Origin of the sequence: Paenibacillus sp. CFBP 13594 (assembly GCF_014842675.1) — a bacterium.
Taxonomy (GTDB): domain Bacteria; phylum Bacillota; class Bacilli; order Paenibacillales; family Paenibacillaceae; genus Paenibacillus; species Paenibacillus amylolyticus_B.
Window position 1 is genome coordinate 544,175 of record NZ_JACYVQ010000003.1, and the last position, 16,727, is coordinate 560,901.

Annotated in this window: 17 protein-coding genes; 14 read left to right on the top strand and 3 right to left on the bottom strand. The window is 45.9% G+C overall.

Annotation, left to right across the window (positions count from 1 at the left end; genetic code table 11):
- Positions 1-311 precede the first annotated feature (311 nt).
- On the bottom strand, positions 312-2,270 hold the full coding sequence (locus IFU39_RS13230) for an ABC-F family ATP-binding cassette domain-containing protein (protein WP_091015391.1): 1,959 nt from the start codon (positions 2,268-2,270) through the stop codon (positions 312-314).
- 278 nt (positions 2,271-2,548) lie between these two features.
- Here IFU39_RS13230 and IFU39_RS13235 point away from each other — a divergent pair, with 278 nt between their 5' ends.
- From IFU39_RS13235 to IFU39_RS13280, 10 genes are all read left to right on the top strand, one after another.
- Entirely contained in the window at positions 2,549-3,187 is a 639-nt protein-coding gene (locus IFU39_RS13235; protein WP_192133093.1) for a 5-formyltetrahydrofolate cyclo-ligase, read from the top strand.
- A 27-nt stretch (positions 3,188-3,214) separates the two neighbouring features.
- Positions 3,215-3,706 carry a cyclic pyranopterin monophosphate synthase MoaC gene (moaC, locus tag IFU39_RS13240; protein ID WP_306068493.1) on the top strand — a complete coding sequence of 164 codons (492 nt, stop codon included), beginning with the start codon at positions 3,215-3,217 and terminating at the stop codon, positions 3,704-3,706.
- Positions 3,707-3,743: 37 nt separating this feature from the next.
- The gene (locus tag IFU39_RS13245) at positions 3,744-4,229 is read left to right on the top strand and encodes a MogA/MoaB family molybdenum cofactor biosynthesis protein (protein ID WP_017690080.1); all 486 of its coding nucleotides are present in this window, start codon (positions 3,744-3,746) and stop codon (positions 4,227-4,229) included.
- Positions 4,230-4,437: 208 nt separating this feature from the next.
- Positions 4,438-4,686, top strand: coding sequence for a twin-arginine translocase TatA/TatE family subunit (tatA, locus tag IFU39_RS13250; RefSeq protein ID WP_036611264.1), 249 nt, complete (start codon positions 4,438-4,440; stop codon positions 4,684-4,686).
- Positions 4,687-4,764: 78 nt separating this feature from the next.
- Entirely contained in the window at positions 4,765-5,547 is a 783-nt protein-coding gene (tatC, locus tag IFU39_RS13255) for a twin-arginine translocase subunit TatC (protein ID WP_192133095.1), read from the top strand.
- 472 nt (positions 5,548-6,019) lie between these two features.
- Positions 6,020-6,301, top strand: a complete 282-nt coding sequence (groES, locus tag IFU39_RS13260; RefSeq protein ID WP_017690077.1) for a co-chaperone GroES — start codon at positions 6,020-6,022, stop codon at positions 6,299-6,301.
- Between the two features lie 83 nt (positions 6,302-6,384).
- The gene (gene groL / locus IFU39_RS13265; protein ID WP_036611259.1) at positions 6,385-8,019 is read left to right on the top strand and encodes a chaperonin GroEL; all 1,635 of its coding nucleotides are present in this window, start codon (positions 6,385-6,387) and stop codon (positions 8,017-8,019) included.
- A 204-nt stretch (positions 8,020-8,223) separates the two neighbouring features.
- Complete coding sequence (locus tag IFU39_RS13270) at positions 8,224-8,661, top strand: hypothetical protein (RefSeq protein ID WP_105597680.1); 438 nt, start codon at positions 8,224-8,226, stop codon at positions 8,659-8,661.
- A gap of 113 nt (positions 8,662-8,774) precedes the next feature.
- On the top strand, positions 8,775-9,017 hold the full coding sequence (locus IFU39_RS13275; RefSeq protein ID WP_223199867.1) for a hypothetical protein: 243 nt from the start codon (positions 8,775-8,777) through the stop codon (positions 9,015-9,017).
- A gap of 132 nt (positions 9,018-9,149) precedes the next feature.
- Positions 9,150-9,497 (top strand): hypothetical protein, encoded by a 348-nt coding sequence (locus IFU39_RS13280; protein WP_105597682.1) that lies wholly within the window; start codon positions 9,150-9,152, stop codon positions 9,495-9,497.
- Positions 9,498-9,623: 126 nt separating this feature from the next.
- Here the strand turns inward: IFU39_RS13280 and IFU39_RS32660 are convergent, their stop codons facing one another.
- Together IFU39_RS32660 and IFU39_RS13290 are read right to left on the bottom strand one after the other, a co-directional pair.
- Positions 9,624-10,310: a hypothetical protein gene (locus IFU39_RS32660; RefSeq protein ID WP_105597683.1), complete on the bottom strand. Its 687-nt coding sequence runs from the start codon at positions 10,308-10,310 to the stop codon at positions 9,624-9,626.
- Positions 10,311-10,463: 153 nt separating this feature from the next.
- Positions 10,464-13,583, bottom strand: coding sequence for a glycoside hydrolase family 2 TIM barrel-domain containing protein (locus tag IFU39_RS13290; protein ID WP_105597684.1), 3,120 nt, complete (start codon positions 13,581-13,583; stop codon positions 10,464-10,466).
- 93 nt (positions 13,584-13,676) lie between these two features.
- On the opposite strand from IFU39_RS13290, the gene IFU39_RS13295 reads away from it, so the two are divergent.
- The 4 genes from IFU39_RS13295 to IFU39_RS13310 all read left to right on the top strand — a co-directional run bounded on the left by IFU39_RS13295 (position 13,677) and on the right by IFU39_RS13310 (position 16,713).
- Positions 13,677-14,543, top strand: a complete 867-nt coding sequence (locus IFU39_RS13295) for a helix-turn-helix transcriptional regulator (RefSeq protein WP_223199868.1) — start codon at positions 13,677-13,679, stop codon at positions 14,541-14,543.
- 240 nt (positions 14,544-14,783) lie between these two features.
- Positions 14,784-15,719, top strand: a complete 936-nt coding sequence (locus tag IFU39_RS13300) for a helix-turn-helix domain-containing protein (RefSeq protein ID WP_192133097.1) — start codon at positions 14,784-14,786, stop codon at positions 15,717-15,719.
- A 27-nt stretch (positions 15,720-15,746) separates the two neighbouring features.
- Entirely contained in the window at positions 15,747-16,235 is a 489-nt protein-coding gene (locus IFU39_RS13305) for a DinB family protein (RefSeq protein WP_192133099.1), read from the top strand.
- Positions 16,236-16,425: 190 nt separating this feature from the next.
- Positions 16,426-16,713, top strand: coding sequence for a hypothetical protein (locus tag IFU39_RS13310; RefSeq protein ID WP_091015368.1), 288 nt, complete (start codon positions 16,426-16,428; stop codon positions 16,711-16,713).
- The last annotated feature ends 14 nt before the right edge of the window (positions 16,714-16,727 follow it).

Genomic DNA, 16,727 nt, shown 5'->3' on the forward strand with positions numbered 1-16,727 from the left:
AAAAGGCTATTCTACCGCTGTATAATTAAGCTTATTAATGTGCTTGCTATCTTGCTTTCTTGTGGATAAGTGTGAGGGGCAGATGGATAAAAATATTTCTCTTCATTCGAGTAAATTTGACAAAAGTCAAAACAGCTCCCTAACCTCCGTATGTTAGAGTTCAATCTCAAGGAACATAAAGAACATAAGGTGCATAGCTTTAATACTCATCCTCAACAAACAAAAGCTGATCCCAATAAGGAATCAGCCGGTGGTACAACTATACTTGCATAGAGCCGATCAAGCCATGATCTGAGTCTGTACTATTCGTACTATTCCATAGCTAGTTCTTCCCAGTCCTCGTATGCCTTGGTGAGTTCTGCTTTGTGTTCCTCCGATTGTTGCTGGAGTTCTTGCAGCTTCATATAATCCTGATAGATTTCAGGCAGAGCCATCTGTGTCTCAAGTTCGGTAATCTTCGTTTCCAACTCCGCAATCTGTTGTTCCAGAGCTTCCTGCTTGCGTTGCCGGTTACGCTCTTCACGCTTCGCCTGTTTTTCCGCTTCGAATGAAGCCGCTCCGGATTTTTCGGTTGTGGCTGTGTTCAGATCGGATTTGGACGAGTTCTTGGATGAAGCCTGACGTGCTTCAGCAGCTTCACGTGCGATGTCCTCAAGCTCCTGTTTTTTCTCCACATAATCATCATAATTTCCGAGATAGTGTTCCGTTCCACCTGGATGAAGCTCGACAATGCGTTCAGCCATTTTGTTGAGGAAGTACCGGTCATGGGAGATGAATAGCAGGGTGCCTTCATAATCCATTAATGCCGCTTCCAGCACTTCTTTGGCAAACAGGTCGAGATGGTTCGTAGGCTCATCCAGAATGAGCATGTTGGCTTCCTTCAGCATCAGCTTGGAGAGAGAGACACGTGCTTTCTCACCGCCGCTGAGGGAGGAGATTTTCTTGAGCACATCGTCACCGCTGAACAAAAAGTTCCCCAGTACGGTCCGAATGCGTGCTTCTTCCATCCCGGGATAGGCACTCCACAGTTCTTCCAGAACCGTGTTGGACGGATTGAGCCCAGTCTGTTCCTGATCATAATAGCCGATCTGCACTTTTGTTCCCCATTGGATCTCCCCGGTCACCGGACGTAAACTTCCAGTGAGGCACTTCAGCATGGTGGATTTACCTATACCGTTTGGACCAATCAGAGCAACCGTTTCCCCACGCCGCAGATCGAAGGATACGTTGCGGAACAATGGAGAAGCCTCGTCATAAGCGACGGACAGCTGATCCACTCGAAGCACTTCCTTGCCTGACATCACGGCAGTTTCGAAGGAAAAATGGGCTTTTTTCAGATCTCCCATCGGTTTATCAAGCCGCTCCATTTTGTCGAGGGCTTTGCGCCGGCTTTGCGCCCGTTTGGTCGTCGAAGCACGTACAATGTTTTTCTGGACAAAATCTTCCATCTTGGAGATTTCACCCTGTTGTTTCTCATATTGCTTCATCTGAGTTTCATACTCGGCAGCTTTGAGCTCCATATAACGACTGTAATTTCCCGTATATTTTTTGGAGCGGTGACGTTCGATCTCAACGATGGTTGTTACGAGTCGATCAAGGAAGTACCGGTCATGGGATACCACGAGCAGTGCGCCTGAATAACCTCTCAGATAATCTTCCAACCATGTAAGGGTGGCGATGTCGAGATAGTTGGTAGGCTCGTCCAGCATGAGCAGATCAGGTGCCTGAAGCAAAATACGAGCAAGGGCAAGGCGTGTCTTCTGCCCGCCGCTCAGAGTTGCAATGGGGGTGTCTGGCGAAAATTCGCCGAATCCCATCCCGTGCAGTACGCTGCGAATGCGGGTTTCCATCTCATAACCGCCATGGTCCTTGAACCAATCGGAGCGTTTCGCATAACGTTCCAGCAGGTCAGCATACTTTTTCTCATCTTCCATCTGGGCAGGGTCGGCAATATCGCGTTCCATCTGACGCAAATCAGCTTCAGCTTGTGTCAGGTGAGCGAAGACGTTCATCATTTCTTCCCAGATGCTGCGATCGGATTGCAGCCCGCTGTTCTGAGCGAGGTAACCGAGCGTTGTTTCTTTGGACTTGAAAATCTGTCCTCCATCATAGGACATTTCACCGGCTACAATTTTGAGCAAAGTGGATTTCCCTGCACCGTTTACGCCAACGAGGCCGATGCGCTCGCGTTCTAATATTTGTAAGTTCACGCCGTCCAGGATTGGATCGACACCAAAACGTTTGATAATTCCGGATACTTGCAGCAGCATAAAATTAAGTTCCTCCATAGGTCCAGTTCTTGATATGACAACTATATCCCAGTTTACATGAAATACAGAGCAATTGCACCGATTGGGAACGCATGGGGTATGTAGTCTTTTTGATCAATCAATGATAAACTGAAAGAAGGCATGTTAATACATGAGGATTTTGCAGAAAATGAATCATTTTAACCCTTTCAACAAGATGACAACTGGTCATAACATATAAATTTTTTTAATGAGAGCTTTTTTCTACCTTCCCTATCAACAGGAGGTTATTCAAGGATATGCAGGATCATGCGGAACTGAAAAGTCAGCTTCGATCCAGACTGAGACAGAGCCGTGATCTGATGGATGCAAGCATGCATCAGCAGGCGATGACTAAGATTAACGCTGGAGTGAAGCGGGAGCTGGAGCGCCTTAGACAGGCCAAGAGCAAGGTTGTGAACAAACCACTCGTCATATTCAGTTATTTGTCCTATGGAAGCGAAGCATCCACAGCTTTTCTGTTTCAAGAGGGCTGGAATCATGGAGATGTGATGTTTGCACCAAAAGTCTTGGCGAATCCACCTCGAATGGAGTTACGGCGGGTGGCCGGAGAACAAGATCTGGAGCCAGGCATATGGGGGATACCGGAACCCAAGGATTCCTGTGAAGTCCTGACGCCTGATGATTGGCCGGATATCGATCTCATATTGGTACCGGGACTTGGTTATGATCTCCATGGCGGGCGTATTGGTTATGGTGGCGGTTATTATGATCGTTTTGCCGAGACGCTTGCAGCAACATGTGTGATGACGGGCAAGAAACCGTTGATGGCTGCGATGGTATTGCCGGGTCAGTTACAAGAGGATATCCCGATGGACCTGCTCGATCTGCGGATTGATCTGTTGATAACAACCGAAGGTATATTACATATCGAATAAAGGGTTGTGATGTGATTGAGTTCAGAAGTGAACAACGGCCAGGCTTCGGGTGGAAAACTGACCCATTTTAATGAACAGGGGCGGGCCCGGATGGTTGATATTTCAGGTAAGGAAATTACCGTACGTACGGCTGTGGCCGTAACGAAAGTGACGATGAATCCAGATACACTGGAAGCGATTCGGGAGGGCCGAATCGGCAAAGGTGATGTTCTGGCTGTGGCTCAGATTGCCGGGATTCAAGGCGCGAAGAAAACGTCGGATTGGATTCCGATGTGCCATCCGCTGGCACTGACGGGTGTGGATATTCGTTTTCATGATAATGGAGTGGATGAATTACACATTGAAGTTACTGTCAAAACCGAAGGCAAAACGGGTGTTGAGATGGAGGCGCTCACGGCTGCCTCAGCTGCAGCACTGACGGTCTATGACATGTGCAAGGCCATGCAAAAAGATATGATTATCGGTCCAACCATGTTGAATTCCAAGAGTGGTGGCAAAAACGGTGATTACAGCCGATAGGCAATATTTATTTTCATAGAGGAGAAGGGTGATCTTTATGGTGTGGAGAACAGCAATCCTGACAGCCAGTGACAAAGGAGCCCGCGGGGAACGTGAGGATACGAGTGCACAAGTCATTCGGGAGCTGGTGGAAGAAGAGCTGGGTGGTCAAATCGTGGAGTACCGTATCGTTCCGGATGAACCCGATGAGATTATTGCGGCTTTGATTGAGATGACGGATTATTTTCACGCCGATCTGGTACTGACTACCGGTGGAACGGAGCTGGCCATTCGTGATATTACTCCGGAAGCGACCCGGCGCGTAATTGAGCGGGAAGTTCCCGGGATGGCAGAGGCCATGCGGTACAGTGTAATGAGCAAAAACCGTTCTGCAATGCTGTTCCGTGGGGTATGTGGCATTCGTGGACGTACGCTGATTGTTAATCTGCCAGGTACACCAAAGGGTGTGCACGAACATCTGGCTGCCATTATGGATCAGCTTCCGGAAGCGCTGCTGATGGTTACGGGTCAGTTCAAGCAATAATCGAGCATGGACTCTGGGGCAAGATATCCGATTAGCCATGACTGTTGTTAGATTGTTCTAGTGACATCTCTTATTTGTGAATTTTGCGGGTTATGTAAGTGGTTACATCTATGGTATGATGGGCTTAAATTAAGAACGCAGCAGAGACATCTATGAACATCTGGCCGAGTATGCGCATCTTCGAAGCTTGAGACGAGGAGGATTATCAATGTTAAGTTCCATTGGACCAACGGGTTTTATTTTGCTGGCCGTGATTGCATTGTTGTTGTTTGGACCCAACAAACTTCCGGAACTGGGACGTGCAGTTGGGCGTACCTTCCGTGAATTTAAAGAAGGCGCTCGCGAGATTATCTCTGAGGATGACTCGTCCAATCGCAAAGAGCAGGAGAAGGCGAAACCGCTGGCAGCTGAGAGCACACCTGCAGACAAGCCTGCTGATAAACGCCTGCCGGAATAATCTTGACGGCAATGAAAGAGAAATCCCTTCCTGCCGGAAGGGTTTTGTATTTTAAGCTGGCAATAATGGGGGGCATGCATGACGCAGCAAATGGAAGAAATGTCGATTACGGAACATCTGAGTGAGCTGCGGAAGCGGCTGATCTACGTATTAAGTATTTTTGTGCTGGGACTGATTGCAGGATTTTTTGTGGCGGACCCGGTATACCAATATCTGACCAAGGCAGAGTCGGCAAAAGGTTTTGTATTGCATGCCTTCTCGTTTTGGGACGGGATTGGCATCTACATGAAGATTGCAGGGCTGTTTTCACTTATAATTACACTTCCATTTACGGTGTATCAGATCTGGAAGTTTGTTAGTCCAGGGCTAAAGCCGCGCGAACGAAAAGCGACGCTGAAGTATGTGCCCTATGTGTTTCTCTTATTTCTGACAGGAATGGCTTTCTCGTATTATGTTATTTTTCCAATGGCACTTGCCTTCACAACAGCGATAACGGAGAAGATGGGGCTTGTGGAGACCTACGGGATGAAGCAGTATTTCAGCTTCCTGTTTGGCATTGTGCTGCCTGTGTCCCTGTTATTTGAACTTCCTTTACTTATTATGTTTCTGACAGGACTGCGGATTCTGAATCCAATTCGCCTTCGCAAGATGCGCAGAGTTGCTTATTTTGTTCTGATCTTCATTGCAGTGGTTATTACACCTCCAGACTTTATATCTGATCTGCTGGTGATGATTCCTTTGCTCCTGTTATATGAGATCAGTGTGTTATTATCCGCAATCGTATATCGCAAGCAGCTTGCAGCCGATGAAGAGATCGAATCCCGTTACGTTCGTGCCGAGGATAAGAAACATGTGGGCTAGAACATAAGTTGATATGAAAATGGAACAGAGGATATCTCATTCATTGCTGGTGTATGACTGGTATGTGTGTGGATGAGGATGATTTGTAATGTGCCCGGAAAAGACGGTCTGTTCTTATCCGGGCTATTGTTGTAGATTGTTCCCCTGTAAGCAAGGACAAGCAGGCATATTATGTTCAACAATGGATACAATGGGGAAGGGACTGTCTGTTAACGTTGCAGAAGGGTTAAACAATTTCGTAGAATAAGATTAGTGAATTGCAACATAGAACCAGGCACAGCGGGTGTAATTTGGCTATGTTTGTGTAAATTCAACGTAAATTCTCGCAGGAATTCGTCAAAAGGACTTGAAATCATGCTTCAAGTTGAGTATCATAAAGTTGGTTGTTAGCACTGAACACTGTCGAGTGCTAATACATATGGCTACAACCTACAATGTAACGTTATATAATTTCAAAAGGAGGCTATTTTTCATGATCAGACCTTTAGGTGAACGCGTATTGGTAGAACCACTGGAGCAAGAACAAACAACTTCTTTCGGGATCGTACTCCCGGACTCCGCCAAAGAAAAACCGCAAGAGGGTAGAATCATTGCAGTTGGTGCTGGAGTATTGAAAGACGGCGTACGTGTAGCTCTGGAAGTGAAAGAAGGAGATCGCGTTATTTTCTCCAAATATGCCGGTACAGAAATCAAATTCGAAGGTAAAGAATATTTGATTATGAAAGAGAGCGATATTCACGCGATTCTCGACTAATTCAAATTTAATCGGATAACCGAACCATATAGCACGACATAGCACGACCATTTTCCAACAAAAACTAGGGAGGTTTTCTTAACATGGCTAAAGACATTAAATTCAGTGAAGACGCTCGTCGCTCCATGCTTCGTGGTGTGGACGCATTGGCTAATGCAGTAAAAGTAACACTCGGTCCTAAAGGTCGTAACGTGGTTCTGGAGAAAAAATTCGGAAGCCCGCTCATCACTAACGATGGTGTAACCATTGCTAAAGAAATCGAACTGGAAGATGCATTCGAGAACATGGGTGCACAACTGGTTAAAGAAGTAGCAACAAAAACCAACGATGTTGCCGGTGACGGTACTACAACAGCAACTGTATTGGCGCAAGCGCTGATCACAGAAGGTCTGAAAAACGTAACTGCAGGCGCTAGCCCAATCGGTATCCGTAAAGGGATCGACAAAGCGGTTAAAGCTGCGGTTGCTGAATTGCAATCCATCTCCAAACCAATCGATTCCAAACAATCCATCGCACAAGTTGCAGCAATCTCTGCAGCTGACGAAGAAGTAGGCGAACTGATCGCTGAAGCTATGGAAAAAGTAGGTAAAGATGGCGTAATCACAGTAGAAGAATCCAAAGGATTCGCTACAGAGCTTGAAGTGGTTGAAGGTATGCAATTCGACCGTGGATACATCTCTCCTTACATGATCACTGATACGGACAAAATGGAAGCTGTTTTGGACAATCCGTACATCTTGATCACAGACAAAAAAATCTCCAGCACGCAAGATATCTTGCCATTGCTTGAGAAAATCGTTCAACAAGGCAAACCGCTGGTATTGATCGCTGAAGATATCGAAGGCGAAGCACTGGCTATGCTGGTTGTGAACAAATTGCGTGGTACATTCAATGCTGTAGCTGTTAAAGCTCCAGGATTTGGTGACCGTCGTAAAGCAATGCTGCAAGACATCGCTGCCCTCACTGGTGGCCAATTGATCACGGAAGAACTGGGACTGGACCTGAAATCCGCTGTTGTGGAACAACTGGGTACAGCTCGTCAAATCCGTGTAACAAAAGAAAACACAATCATCGTTGACGGTGCTGGTAACAAATCCGATATCGATGCACGTGTTAGCCAAATCCGTACACAACTGGAAGAAACAACTTCCGAGTTCGACAAAGAGAAACTGCAAGAGCGTCTGGCTAAATTGTCCGGCGGTGTAGCAGTAATCAAAGTTGGTGCGGCTACTGAAACAGAATTGAAAGAACGCAAACTTCGCATCGAAGATGCCCTGAACGCAACTCGCGCTGCGGTTGAAGAAGGTATCGTATCCGGTGGTGGTACAGCGCTCATGAACGTATATAGCGCGGTTGCGGCTGTAGCTCTGTCCGGTGACGAGCAAACAGGCGTAAACATCGTCCTGCGTGCTTTGGAAGCACCAATCCGCACAATCGCAGCTAACGCTGGCGAAGAAGGTTCAGTAATCGTGGAACGTCTGAAAAAAGAACAAACAGGCATCGGCTTCAACGCTGCAACTGGCGAGTGGGTTAACATGATCGAAGCTGGTATCGTTGACCCTGCGAAAGTAACTCGTTATGCATTGCAAAACGCGGCTTCCGTAGCAGCAATGTTCTTGACTACTGAAGCAGTTATCGCTGACAAACCAGAACCTGCAGGTGCTGGTGGCGGAATGCCTGACATGGGCGGTATGGGTGGAATGGGCGGCATGATGTAATAAAGGTGTAAAAACCTTTAAAGCATCATGTGCCTGGCGGAGTGGATTCTAGTTACGATGTGACGAGAATTGGTGAAGCAGTCACTGATACAAATTATAAATAATACAAAAACCACTTCTTGGAAATTATTAGGGAGTGGTTTTTGTGTTGTTGAGTATTTGCATAATCAAAATTAGTATCAAGAGATATGGAGGGCATATATCATGAAACATATTAGAAAAATGATATTAGCAGTTTTGGTTTCTATTGCTGTTATTATCTTAATTTATAATTTCACTTCTAATTCTGAAGGGAGATTAGCAACCGAACCTAGAAGTACTCCATCAACTCCATTAACAGTAATCAATAATGAGGATTTCGCAGGTACTACAAATACGCATCGGTTTAATATTCCGGCAGGATTTAGTTATGTGAAAGTGAGTTTTAAAAACAGGGGTTCGAAACGCTTCACATTTACGATCAATGAAAGATCTACTAGTGGAACCGAGATAACGTCTGGCAGTGTCCCGGCAGATGGAAAAGAGCATACATATTATAGTGACAAAGCGTTGTCGACGGGTTGGTATTATGTGAGTACCTCTTCTGCTCAAGGGATGTCTGGCACATTAGATGTTTCTCTGGGAACTGATGCTTATAAATGATTTGGGAATCGCTCTAAATGTAGATTTGGAGCCCTGAGATTGAAACCTTGTTTCTATGATTTCGTATGTACAGGGATACATAGAAGGTTTATTAGGAACTATTTGAGGAGGAAATGATTTTGAAAAAGGGTACGAAGTGGACATTATGGATTCTGGGCTTGATGCTCGCTACAATATTTATCAACTTTTTCATGAATCTATATAGCTTTGCTTATGCACTGATTACGGTGCTGTTACTTGCCTTTATGGGCTGGGGATTCTTAGCGAAGTTAAAGAACGATGTCCGTCAGCATGAAGACTATCATAGAAGAGAGCACGAATCTGCGATCGATGACATCGATAGATATACAAGATAGGTAACACATACATGATTTTTCACACGTAACCTCGCTTAGCTCTGATCTGATAATCTAGCCAATTGGTTTATCAGCCGTTTTTCGAGATTGATTTTTCAATTTATGGTTATTTTATTATATTGGAGGGATTTTATGAAATTATTTAAATTGCCATTGATTCTTTGTACTATATTACTTTTATCTATTGTCTCAGCTTGTAGTGCGGATGATAGGCTACACGGAAAGAGCGATAACTGGGATGTGTCTCTTCAGAGATCAACAGGGAACTATAGTATTACTTATATAGGTGATGAAAAGCGTATAAAGGATTTTGTGTTTGACCTTACCGGCAGTAATATAGACCAACAGGGGAAAGCGCTGGAAGAGCAAGAGGTTCCGTTCAGTATGTCGGGTACGGTTACTGAGGCGGAGAAAACGAAAGACCCGATTACCTTTAAAATAAGTTGGAACAATCAAAGCGAGACTGTAACTTTTGAGTAACTCTCGCATGGTGGAGGCGTTCATCATTGGTTTGGTGGCAAACACTGAATCATTCCTATAGTACATACCACACGTTAGGCCGTTCCTTCATGGAGCGGCCTTTTTACCTTTTTGCACAATCGCATCTTATTTCGCAACAGTTATTTCAAAAGTAGAGTGTTCATGATCTTGTACGCTGAAGCGATATTCCAATCCGTTGCGAACTGTCGCCCCATCAAAATCAGACTGATTCACGTCGCGATCCAATAGACGCATATCCTGAATGACATCTTGTGCATCGTTATACGAGTACTCACTATTGGTTGTGAGAATGAGTGTGGCGATAGCAGTCATATAAATTCCACCTGTTGGTTTACGCGTATCGCCAGTTGCGTATAACCTGAATTCCTGAATGCTCTTATCTGCATTCACTGCACCAACCAAACGCAACTCGTCATTGAATACATACTCGAAAGTACCAGTGCCCTGCTCGGAAGAGTCTTTCATATCCAAGCGGGTAATACTCAAACCATTCAGTCGGTATTTGCCCACGGCGCCATTAAACTTGTTTTTAAATTCATCGGTAGTCATGTGGAGGCCCGAAAGTTTAATCTGGGGTGTAGGGGTCTGATCTATTTCAGACTGAGTAGAGTTCGAAGATAAATTCAGCATCCCATATAAACCTATTGAAGCAATCGCAAAACAGGCCGTCGTTAGAAAAATAAATCTGATCGGTAACCTATTACCTTTGCGAATAGATAAGATCATCAGAATAAGAAATCCCAAAAATGCGATAAATCCAAGAATGAAGAGGGTGATAAACAGATATTGCAAATTCTCACCTCGTAATAGAGTAATAGCTAATAAAGATCTTTTCTTGCACCTCATTCATTATAATGTTCCCATGGAAAACTTCAAACACTCACTACTCACTGCCCCAACAAAAAAAAGCACTGCCGGCATGCTGCCAGCAGTACTTGCTTGATGTTATACAGGTCTTACCGTAAAGGTGAAGTGATACGCTCGGTTGGCTGGCAAGGTGTATTCAGCATGGGTACGTGCGCCCCAGCTATCGTCTCCGCCGACACCCATTTGCTTGTAATTGATGCGAGCGACAGTCTGTGTACTCTGAGGTAATTTGTAAACATGGTCGTTTGCTTCCAGTTCCTCCGGTGTCCACGGCAACGCATTGATTTCAAATGGTATGTTGGCTTCAACATGAAGGCCACTTTGACCATCCGCTGACGTAATTTCGGCAAAGCGTACATCCGTTTTGTTACCACACTCTTGTGGTTTCAGATATGGAACAAATTGATCTCGAACCGCACCTGTGTAATAGCCAAGACGTGCACTGGTTAGACGGTCTGCGTAGTTGTCATGCGGACCTCTGCCGTACCAGGATATCGTATCCAGGCTGCTATTCAGTTGCAGCAGCATACCAAATTCCGGTAGATCGGGTAGGCCCTCGCCTGGAATAAGAGTTTGGCTGATTTCGAGCACGCCATCCGGACTAATTCGGTACGTAATAGACAGCGTACATCCCGGATGTTGATCCCACGTATAATCGCTCGTCACTAGAATGCCTTGCTCGTCTGCATGGTGTTCAAAGCGAATTAATCTGCTGGTAGCGTGAGCATCTCTCCAGAAGGCAGAACGCTCATTCAGGCGGTTCCCCATATCATTGTCTGTCATGGCTCTCCAGAAATTCGGGCGGACAGGTGCCAGCAATTGCTCCTGATTATTGATCTGATAAGACGTCAACGCGCCAGTAGTCGGGTTAAAGCTCAACGTGACTTGACCTATAGCTACTTTCAATTCATCTTGCAGATCCTGTACCTGTGGCGAATTGTCTTGTCCTTGGTGTACCAGTTGGATTGGACGCAATCGCGGAGATACCACGAACTGATCCCAGCCGATTTCATGACCTGTTCCTGCCCATTTGGTTGCAACTTTGGTTACCAGAGATACAGTCAATACCGCTTCTTTGAACAGATCGGATGATGGTGTGTAAGGGATACGGACTTCAGTCGATTCGCCAGGAGGTACCGCGATGTCCAACGTGCCGTTCTCTACAGACACGCCATTATGTGCTAGTGTCCATACCAGTGAGTATTCGCTCAGATCCGTGAACAGGAACTGGTTTCGAATGCGCAGCAAGCCTTCTTTGACGTCAATGGCTTCCATACGAACGTTCTGATAACATTTCTTCACTTCTTCCAGCTTCGGTGTAACTGTCTTGTCGGCCAGAATCAGTCCGTTTCCGCAGAAATTGCCATCATGAGGAGATTCACCGAAATCGCCGCCATAAGCAAAATATTCTACACCGTCTGCCGTAGTGGTACGAATGGACTGATCGACCCAGTCCCAGATGAATGCACCCTGCAACACATCATATTTATCGAACAAATCCCAATACAGATGCAGACCTCCACAAGAGTTACCCATGGCATGGCTGTATTCGCAGATAATATAAGGTTTCTTCGGACCCTTCATGCGCGCGTATTGCTCCACATCTTGTGGGCTGATATACATTGTGGATTCAATATCACTTGCCGAATCAGAAGGGCGATAATGGAAAGTCCCTTCATAATGAACGAGACGGGTCGGATCGACTTGTTTCAGATAATCGTACATGGCGATGAAGTTATCGCCGCCGAAGGATTCATTACCCAGAGACCAGATAATAACGGACGGATGGTTTTTGTCCCGTTGGAACATCGAGTTACAGCGATCTATTACGTTACTACGCCATTCCGGCTTACTTGCGGGAATATTGTTTTCATTCATTTCCTTTTGCCCATAATCCCAGGTACCGTGAGTCTCCAGATTCGTTTCGTCAATGACATAGAGGCCATATTCATCACACAGTTCGTACCAGAGTGACTGATTCGGATAATGGGATGTACGCACAGCGTTAACGTTATAGGATTTCATCAACTCGATGTCACGGATCATGTCTTCCCGACCAATGGCTCGACCCTTATCCGGGGAAAATTCATGACGATTGACGCCCTTGAACACAATGCGTTTGCCGTTGATTTGCATCAGGCCATCCTTCAGTTCAAACTTGCGGAATCCGATCCGGCTGCGAACAGCCTCCAGTATTTCGCCCGATTCATTCTGAATGGACAGCACAAGTGTATATAGATGGGGGGTCTCGGCGCTCCATAGAAGCGGATTGATAACCTCTGCTGACAACTGGAATGAAAGTTCATCCTCGCCCTGGAAAGTGACCGCCGCAGTAAGTGGTTGCTTCAGTACAGTCTGCTGTTGTGCATCATAGAGCTGTGCCTGAACGGACAATCCGGCAGTCGTCTGCACCGCATTATGATTGAATAATTTCACATCCAACAGCAGCTCCGCATCCTGATAGGCATCATCCAGTTCAGTGCGAACAAAGAAATCGGCGATCTGAACCGGGGAAGGTGAATGCAGGTATACACCACGGAATATGCCGCTTAGCCGCCAGAAATCCTGATTTTCCAGCCAGCTCGCATCACACCAGCGATATACCTCCACAGCCAGCTTGTTTTCACCTTCCGTCAGATATGAGGTGATATCAAATTCTGCGGGTGTAAACGTGTCTTCGCTATAACCGACGAGTTCCCCGTTGACCCATACATAGAAGGCAGATTCAACGCCCTCAAAGTGCAGCAGGACAGGCCGGTCTTTCCAGTCCGCAGGAACAGTAAACGTGCGGATGTACGAACCCACCGGATTATAAGTTGTTGGTGCAAAGGGTGGCTTCAATTCAGGCTCGCGCTCGACCCACGGATACGTCATATTCGTATATTGAGGATAATCGTAACCTTGTAGCTGCCAGTTGGAAGGAACAGCGATCTCGTCCCAGTCACTGGCGTCATAGTTGTTCTCATAAAAGGATGCAATCCGTTGCTCCGGTGTCTCCGCAAAGGCAAACTTCCATGGACCATTCAGTGATTCGTACCATGGCGATGCGCTGGAATCATTGGACAATGCTTCTGTTATAGATGGAAACGCTACCATAGACGCATGTGCGGGTAGACGGCCTACTTGAAAAGTCTCGGGATTATTGTTCCATTCCGGGTATCCATTTGCCGGAGGGGTGTATACCAGTTTGTTTCGCATAACAGCAACTCCTTCTGAAATGTTATAATATTGTCATTATAGAATTGAATGATGACTTAGAGAATAAAGAATATTGCCCATATATATCACAATATGAAACTAACACTGAAGAAAGTGGTGTACTGGATGGATACCCGGATTTTTTTTGGTAAAACAGAAGAAGCTGCTCGCCTGCCGATCTATATGACCACGGTTGGTTACTGGGAACACCAATATGAAACCGAGCGTCCAGAGGGATTCCCGGATTATCAGATCCATCAGATTATTAGTGGCCAGGGGAGACTGATTATACAAGACGAAGAGTATATCGTCGGACCGGGTGACGTTTTCTTTCTGTATCCTGATGTCCCGCATCGATATATGCCCATCAGTGATCGTTGGGAGTTGGCTTGGGTCTCGTTTCAGGGGAGAGAGGCCAGCCAGTTATTATCTTATGCGGGAATAACCGGTTCACGCGTGTGCAGACTCAGAACAGCCACGCTGTTACGTGGCCTGGAGCAACTTCTGGTTAGAGGAGAGAATGGGGATACCACGGATTACGCAGATTACGATGTGGAATGCTCCAAACAATTATATGCCCTGCTGCTGGATCTGAAGCCACTGCTCATCGCATCCGCCAATTATAATGATGAACTGGAGCGCTTGAAGCCTGTGCTGCGTTATATCGCAGAGCATCTGGATCGTTCACTTTCGCTGAAGGAACTGGCCGATGTGGCTGTAGTATCTCCCCAATATTTGTGCAGGCTGTTTCAGAAGGCGCTCCATATCAGACCTGTATTTTACGTGAACCAGGAACGGATCAATCGGAGCAAACAACTTATGTTCAGTGAGAGAGAGCTCCGAATATATGAAGTTGCTGATCGAGTGGGTTACGAGAACGCCAGTTATTTCTGTGCGATGTTCAAAAGGCATACAGGCATGAGTCCCGAACGTTTTCGCAAACTGCATGGACTGAATTGAAAGTCTGAATCTTGTTCTTTATTTTGAATTTTGATCTGTTATTCATCCCAATTTCAGTTTTTATTAAGGTTGGGAAGGTAAGATAAGTCTTGTAAACCCCTTCTCGTGTTAAATAGATGTGTGACTGGCCCTATCGGATTGTCCTCCGGTAGGGCACTTTTTTTCTTCATTTCTGCGGTTGGTGGTATGATAGATGAATACATATTGTGTAACCAACTCTAGTGACCGGAGGATGGAATTGTGGATCATAGTCTGCACCCGTTGTTTAAGCCGATTCAGATGAATGGAACGTACCCTAACAGTTATTATGTTGAGAAAATACCTGCTGCCGGTCTGATGGCTTATGTGGCCTGTTATTGGGAATCTGGATCTCTTCCGAACTCGCATGCGGATGTTACTTCGGGTGAAGATCGAGAGCCATCGGTGATGACTGTGCCTGCTCGGGTATTGCCGGATGGTTGCACGGATATGCTGATTACATACGACCCGGTCTGTCAAGAGCACTCCTATGCTTACTGTGGCAATTATACACTGCCGTTCGCTCTACCTGAGCCAACCGTTCATGGTCCTCCTGCTGGAGACTACACTTTTGGTGTCCGGTTCTTCCCGGGTGGAGCGCATGTCTTCCATGGCATGCCTCTGGAGTGGTTTACGGATAAGCGAATTACCCTTCAGGAATGTTGGCCGGAGAAGCTGAACGAGCTTCAGGAACGGATGGCCGAAACGAATAGTTTTGCAGAGCGAGTAGAGGTTATGAATGCGTACTTGAGTCCGTTGCCCTTACAGGCAAGCACATCTGAGAACAATTTGATGAAAAACGTGCTGCACCGCATCTTTATAGATGGGGGACGTATGAGTGTCCAAGAGCTGGCGATGCGTGAAGTGATCAGTGAGCGGCAGTTGCATCGCAAGTTCTCGGAATGGGTCGGAATCAGCCCCAAACGATTCAGTGAGGTGGTTCGTTTTCATCGTGTGCTGAGTGATATTCATCAGGGGAACACGGCAGACTGGGCAATGATTGCCCAGAATCATGGATTTTTTGACCAAGCCCATCTGATTCGGCAATTTCGCAAGTTTTATGGAGAGACTCCGTTGACGGCAGCCAAGGAACATGGCAGAATGTTGTCCGATTTGTACAATAGATCGGTAGCACCTTCGGTTATACTGAAGTCGTGAGAATAAAAGATAAGGGAGACATCATATATGAATGGAACATTGCAGATTCGGGATCACTTGTTGAATGAATTGGAAACAGGCGTACGGACGGGGGCTTCGTTAATTCGCTTGATCCGTTCGGAGGATTGGTCTTATCGTCCACAGGAGAATATGCGTTCATTGGTGGAGCTAGTGCACCATTTTATCCAGATTACCGCATCTGATCTTGCCATTATGCAGGAAAAAGGTGAAGCTGAGGTTGGGCTAGTAGAGAATAGTCTATCGGGGATTGAGGATATCGAGAAGCTTGAAGCAACGTTATGGAGCAATTTCGAATCCTACAAAGCCTATATCACGGGAATGAGCGAAGATGACTTTTTGAATCGTTCAACGAAAGCTTTTTATATGGAACATGGTCACTTGCAGGTTCAATGGCAGATTGAAACGGTAACGCATGTATTCCATCACCGTTCGCAGCTGTATAACTATCTCAAGCAGCAGGGCCATGAACTGAACTTTTTCATGCTGTATGCGTAATTAAACTTGTTATATTTAAAGTAAGCTGAGTTGGCTCCACCGGATGGTCCGGTGGGGCTTTTTTTGCGTACATTCGTCTATCAATCTATGAAGTCTATTAAAATTGGACATTATGACGCTGGTAATTCACCGTTGCTTTAATAGTTTTCAAACATAGAATACCGTATCAAAGCAAAAGGAGGTGATTTCAATGGCCATCCTTTTACCACAACAGTTTTATAATTTGGCAGCAGGTGTGGGCAAATCCTACTATGAGAATTTGGCTGGGGGCACTAATGCCAGTATCACGGTTAACAACTTTGGTCCGTTTGCAGTTGAGTTGGTTGTTACTCGCGTGAATGCACCTGTCATCACGTATTTAATTCCTGCCGGCAACAGCCTTACACTGTCTGTACACTTGCTGCTCGTAGCTGCCTTATTGACTAGTGCAGCTGGTGCTTCAACAGGTACGATTCAAGTGGCAACATCTGATTTCTAATTGTTGTTGCGGGT

Excerpts from the sequence above, each read along its gene's own strand:
- IFU39_RS13230 (WP_091015391.1), bottom strand. The coding sequence starts at position 2,270 with ATGCTGCTGCAAGTATCCGGAATTATCAAACGTTTTGGTGTCGATCCA.
- IFU39_RS13235 (WP_192133093.1), top strand. The coding sequence starts at position 2,549 with ATGCAGGATCATGCGGAACTGAAAAGTCAGCTTCGATCCAGACTGAGA.
- IFU39_RS13245 (WP_017690080.1), top strand. The coding sequence starts at position 3,744 with ATGGTGTGGAGAACAGCAATCCTGACAGCCAGTGACAAAGGAGCCCGC.
- tatA (WP_036611264.1), top strand. The coding sequence starts at position 4,438 with ATGTTAAGTTCCATTGGACCAACGGGTTTTATTTTGCTGGCCGTGATT.
- tatC (WP_192133095.1), top strand. The coding sequence starts at position 4,765 with ATGACGCAGCAAATGGAAGAAATGTCGATTACGGAACATCTGAGTGAG.
- groES (WP_017690077.1), top strand. The coding sequence starts at position 6,020 with ATGATCAGACCTTTAGGTGAACGCGTATTGGTAGAACCACTGGAGCAA.
- groL (WP_036611259.1), top strand. The coding sequence starts at position 6,385 with ATGGCTAAAGACATTAAATTCAGTGAAGACGCTCGTCGCTCCATGCTT.
- IFU39_RS13270 (WP_105597680.1), top strand. The coding sequence starts at position 8,224 with ATGAAACATATTAGAAAAATGATATTAGCAGTTTTGGTTTCTATTGCT.
- IFU39_RS13275 (WP_223199867.1), top strand. The coding sequence starts at position 8,775 with ATGATTTTGAAAAAGGGTACGAAGTGGACATTATGGATTCTGGGCTTG.
- IFU39_RS13280 (WP_105597682.1), top strand. The coding sequence starts at position 9,150 with ATGAAATTATTTAAATTGCCATTGATTCTTTGTACTATATTACTTTTA.
- IFU39_RS13290 (WP_105597684.1), bottom strand. The coding sequence starts at position 13,583 with ATGCGAAACAAACTGGTATACACCCCTCCGGCAAATGGATACCCGGAA.
- IFU39_RS13295 (WP_223199868.1), top strand. The coding sequence starts at position 13,677 with ATGAAACTAACACTGAAGAAAGTGGTGTACTGGATGGATACCCGGATT.
- IFU39_RS13305 (WP_192133099.1), top strand. The coding sequence starts at position 15,747 with ATGAATGGAACATTGCAGATTCGGGATCACTTGTTGAATGAATTGGAA.
- IFU39_RS13310 (WP_091015368.1), top strand. The coding sequence starts at position 16,426 with ATGGCCATCCTTTTACCACAACAGTTTTATAATTTGGCAGCAGGTGTG.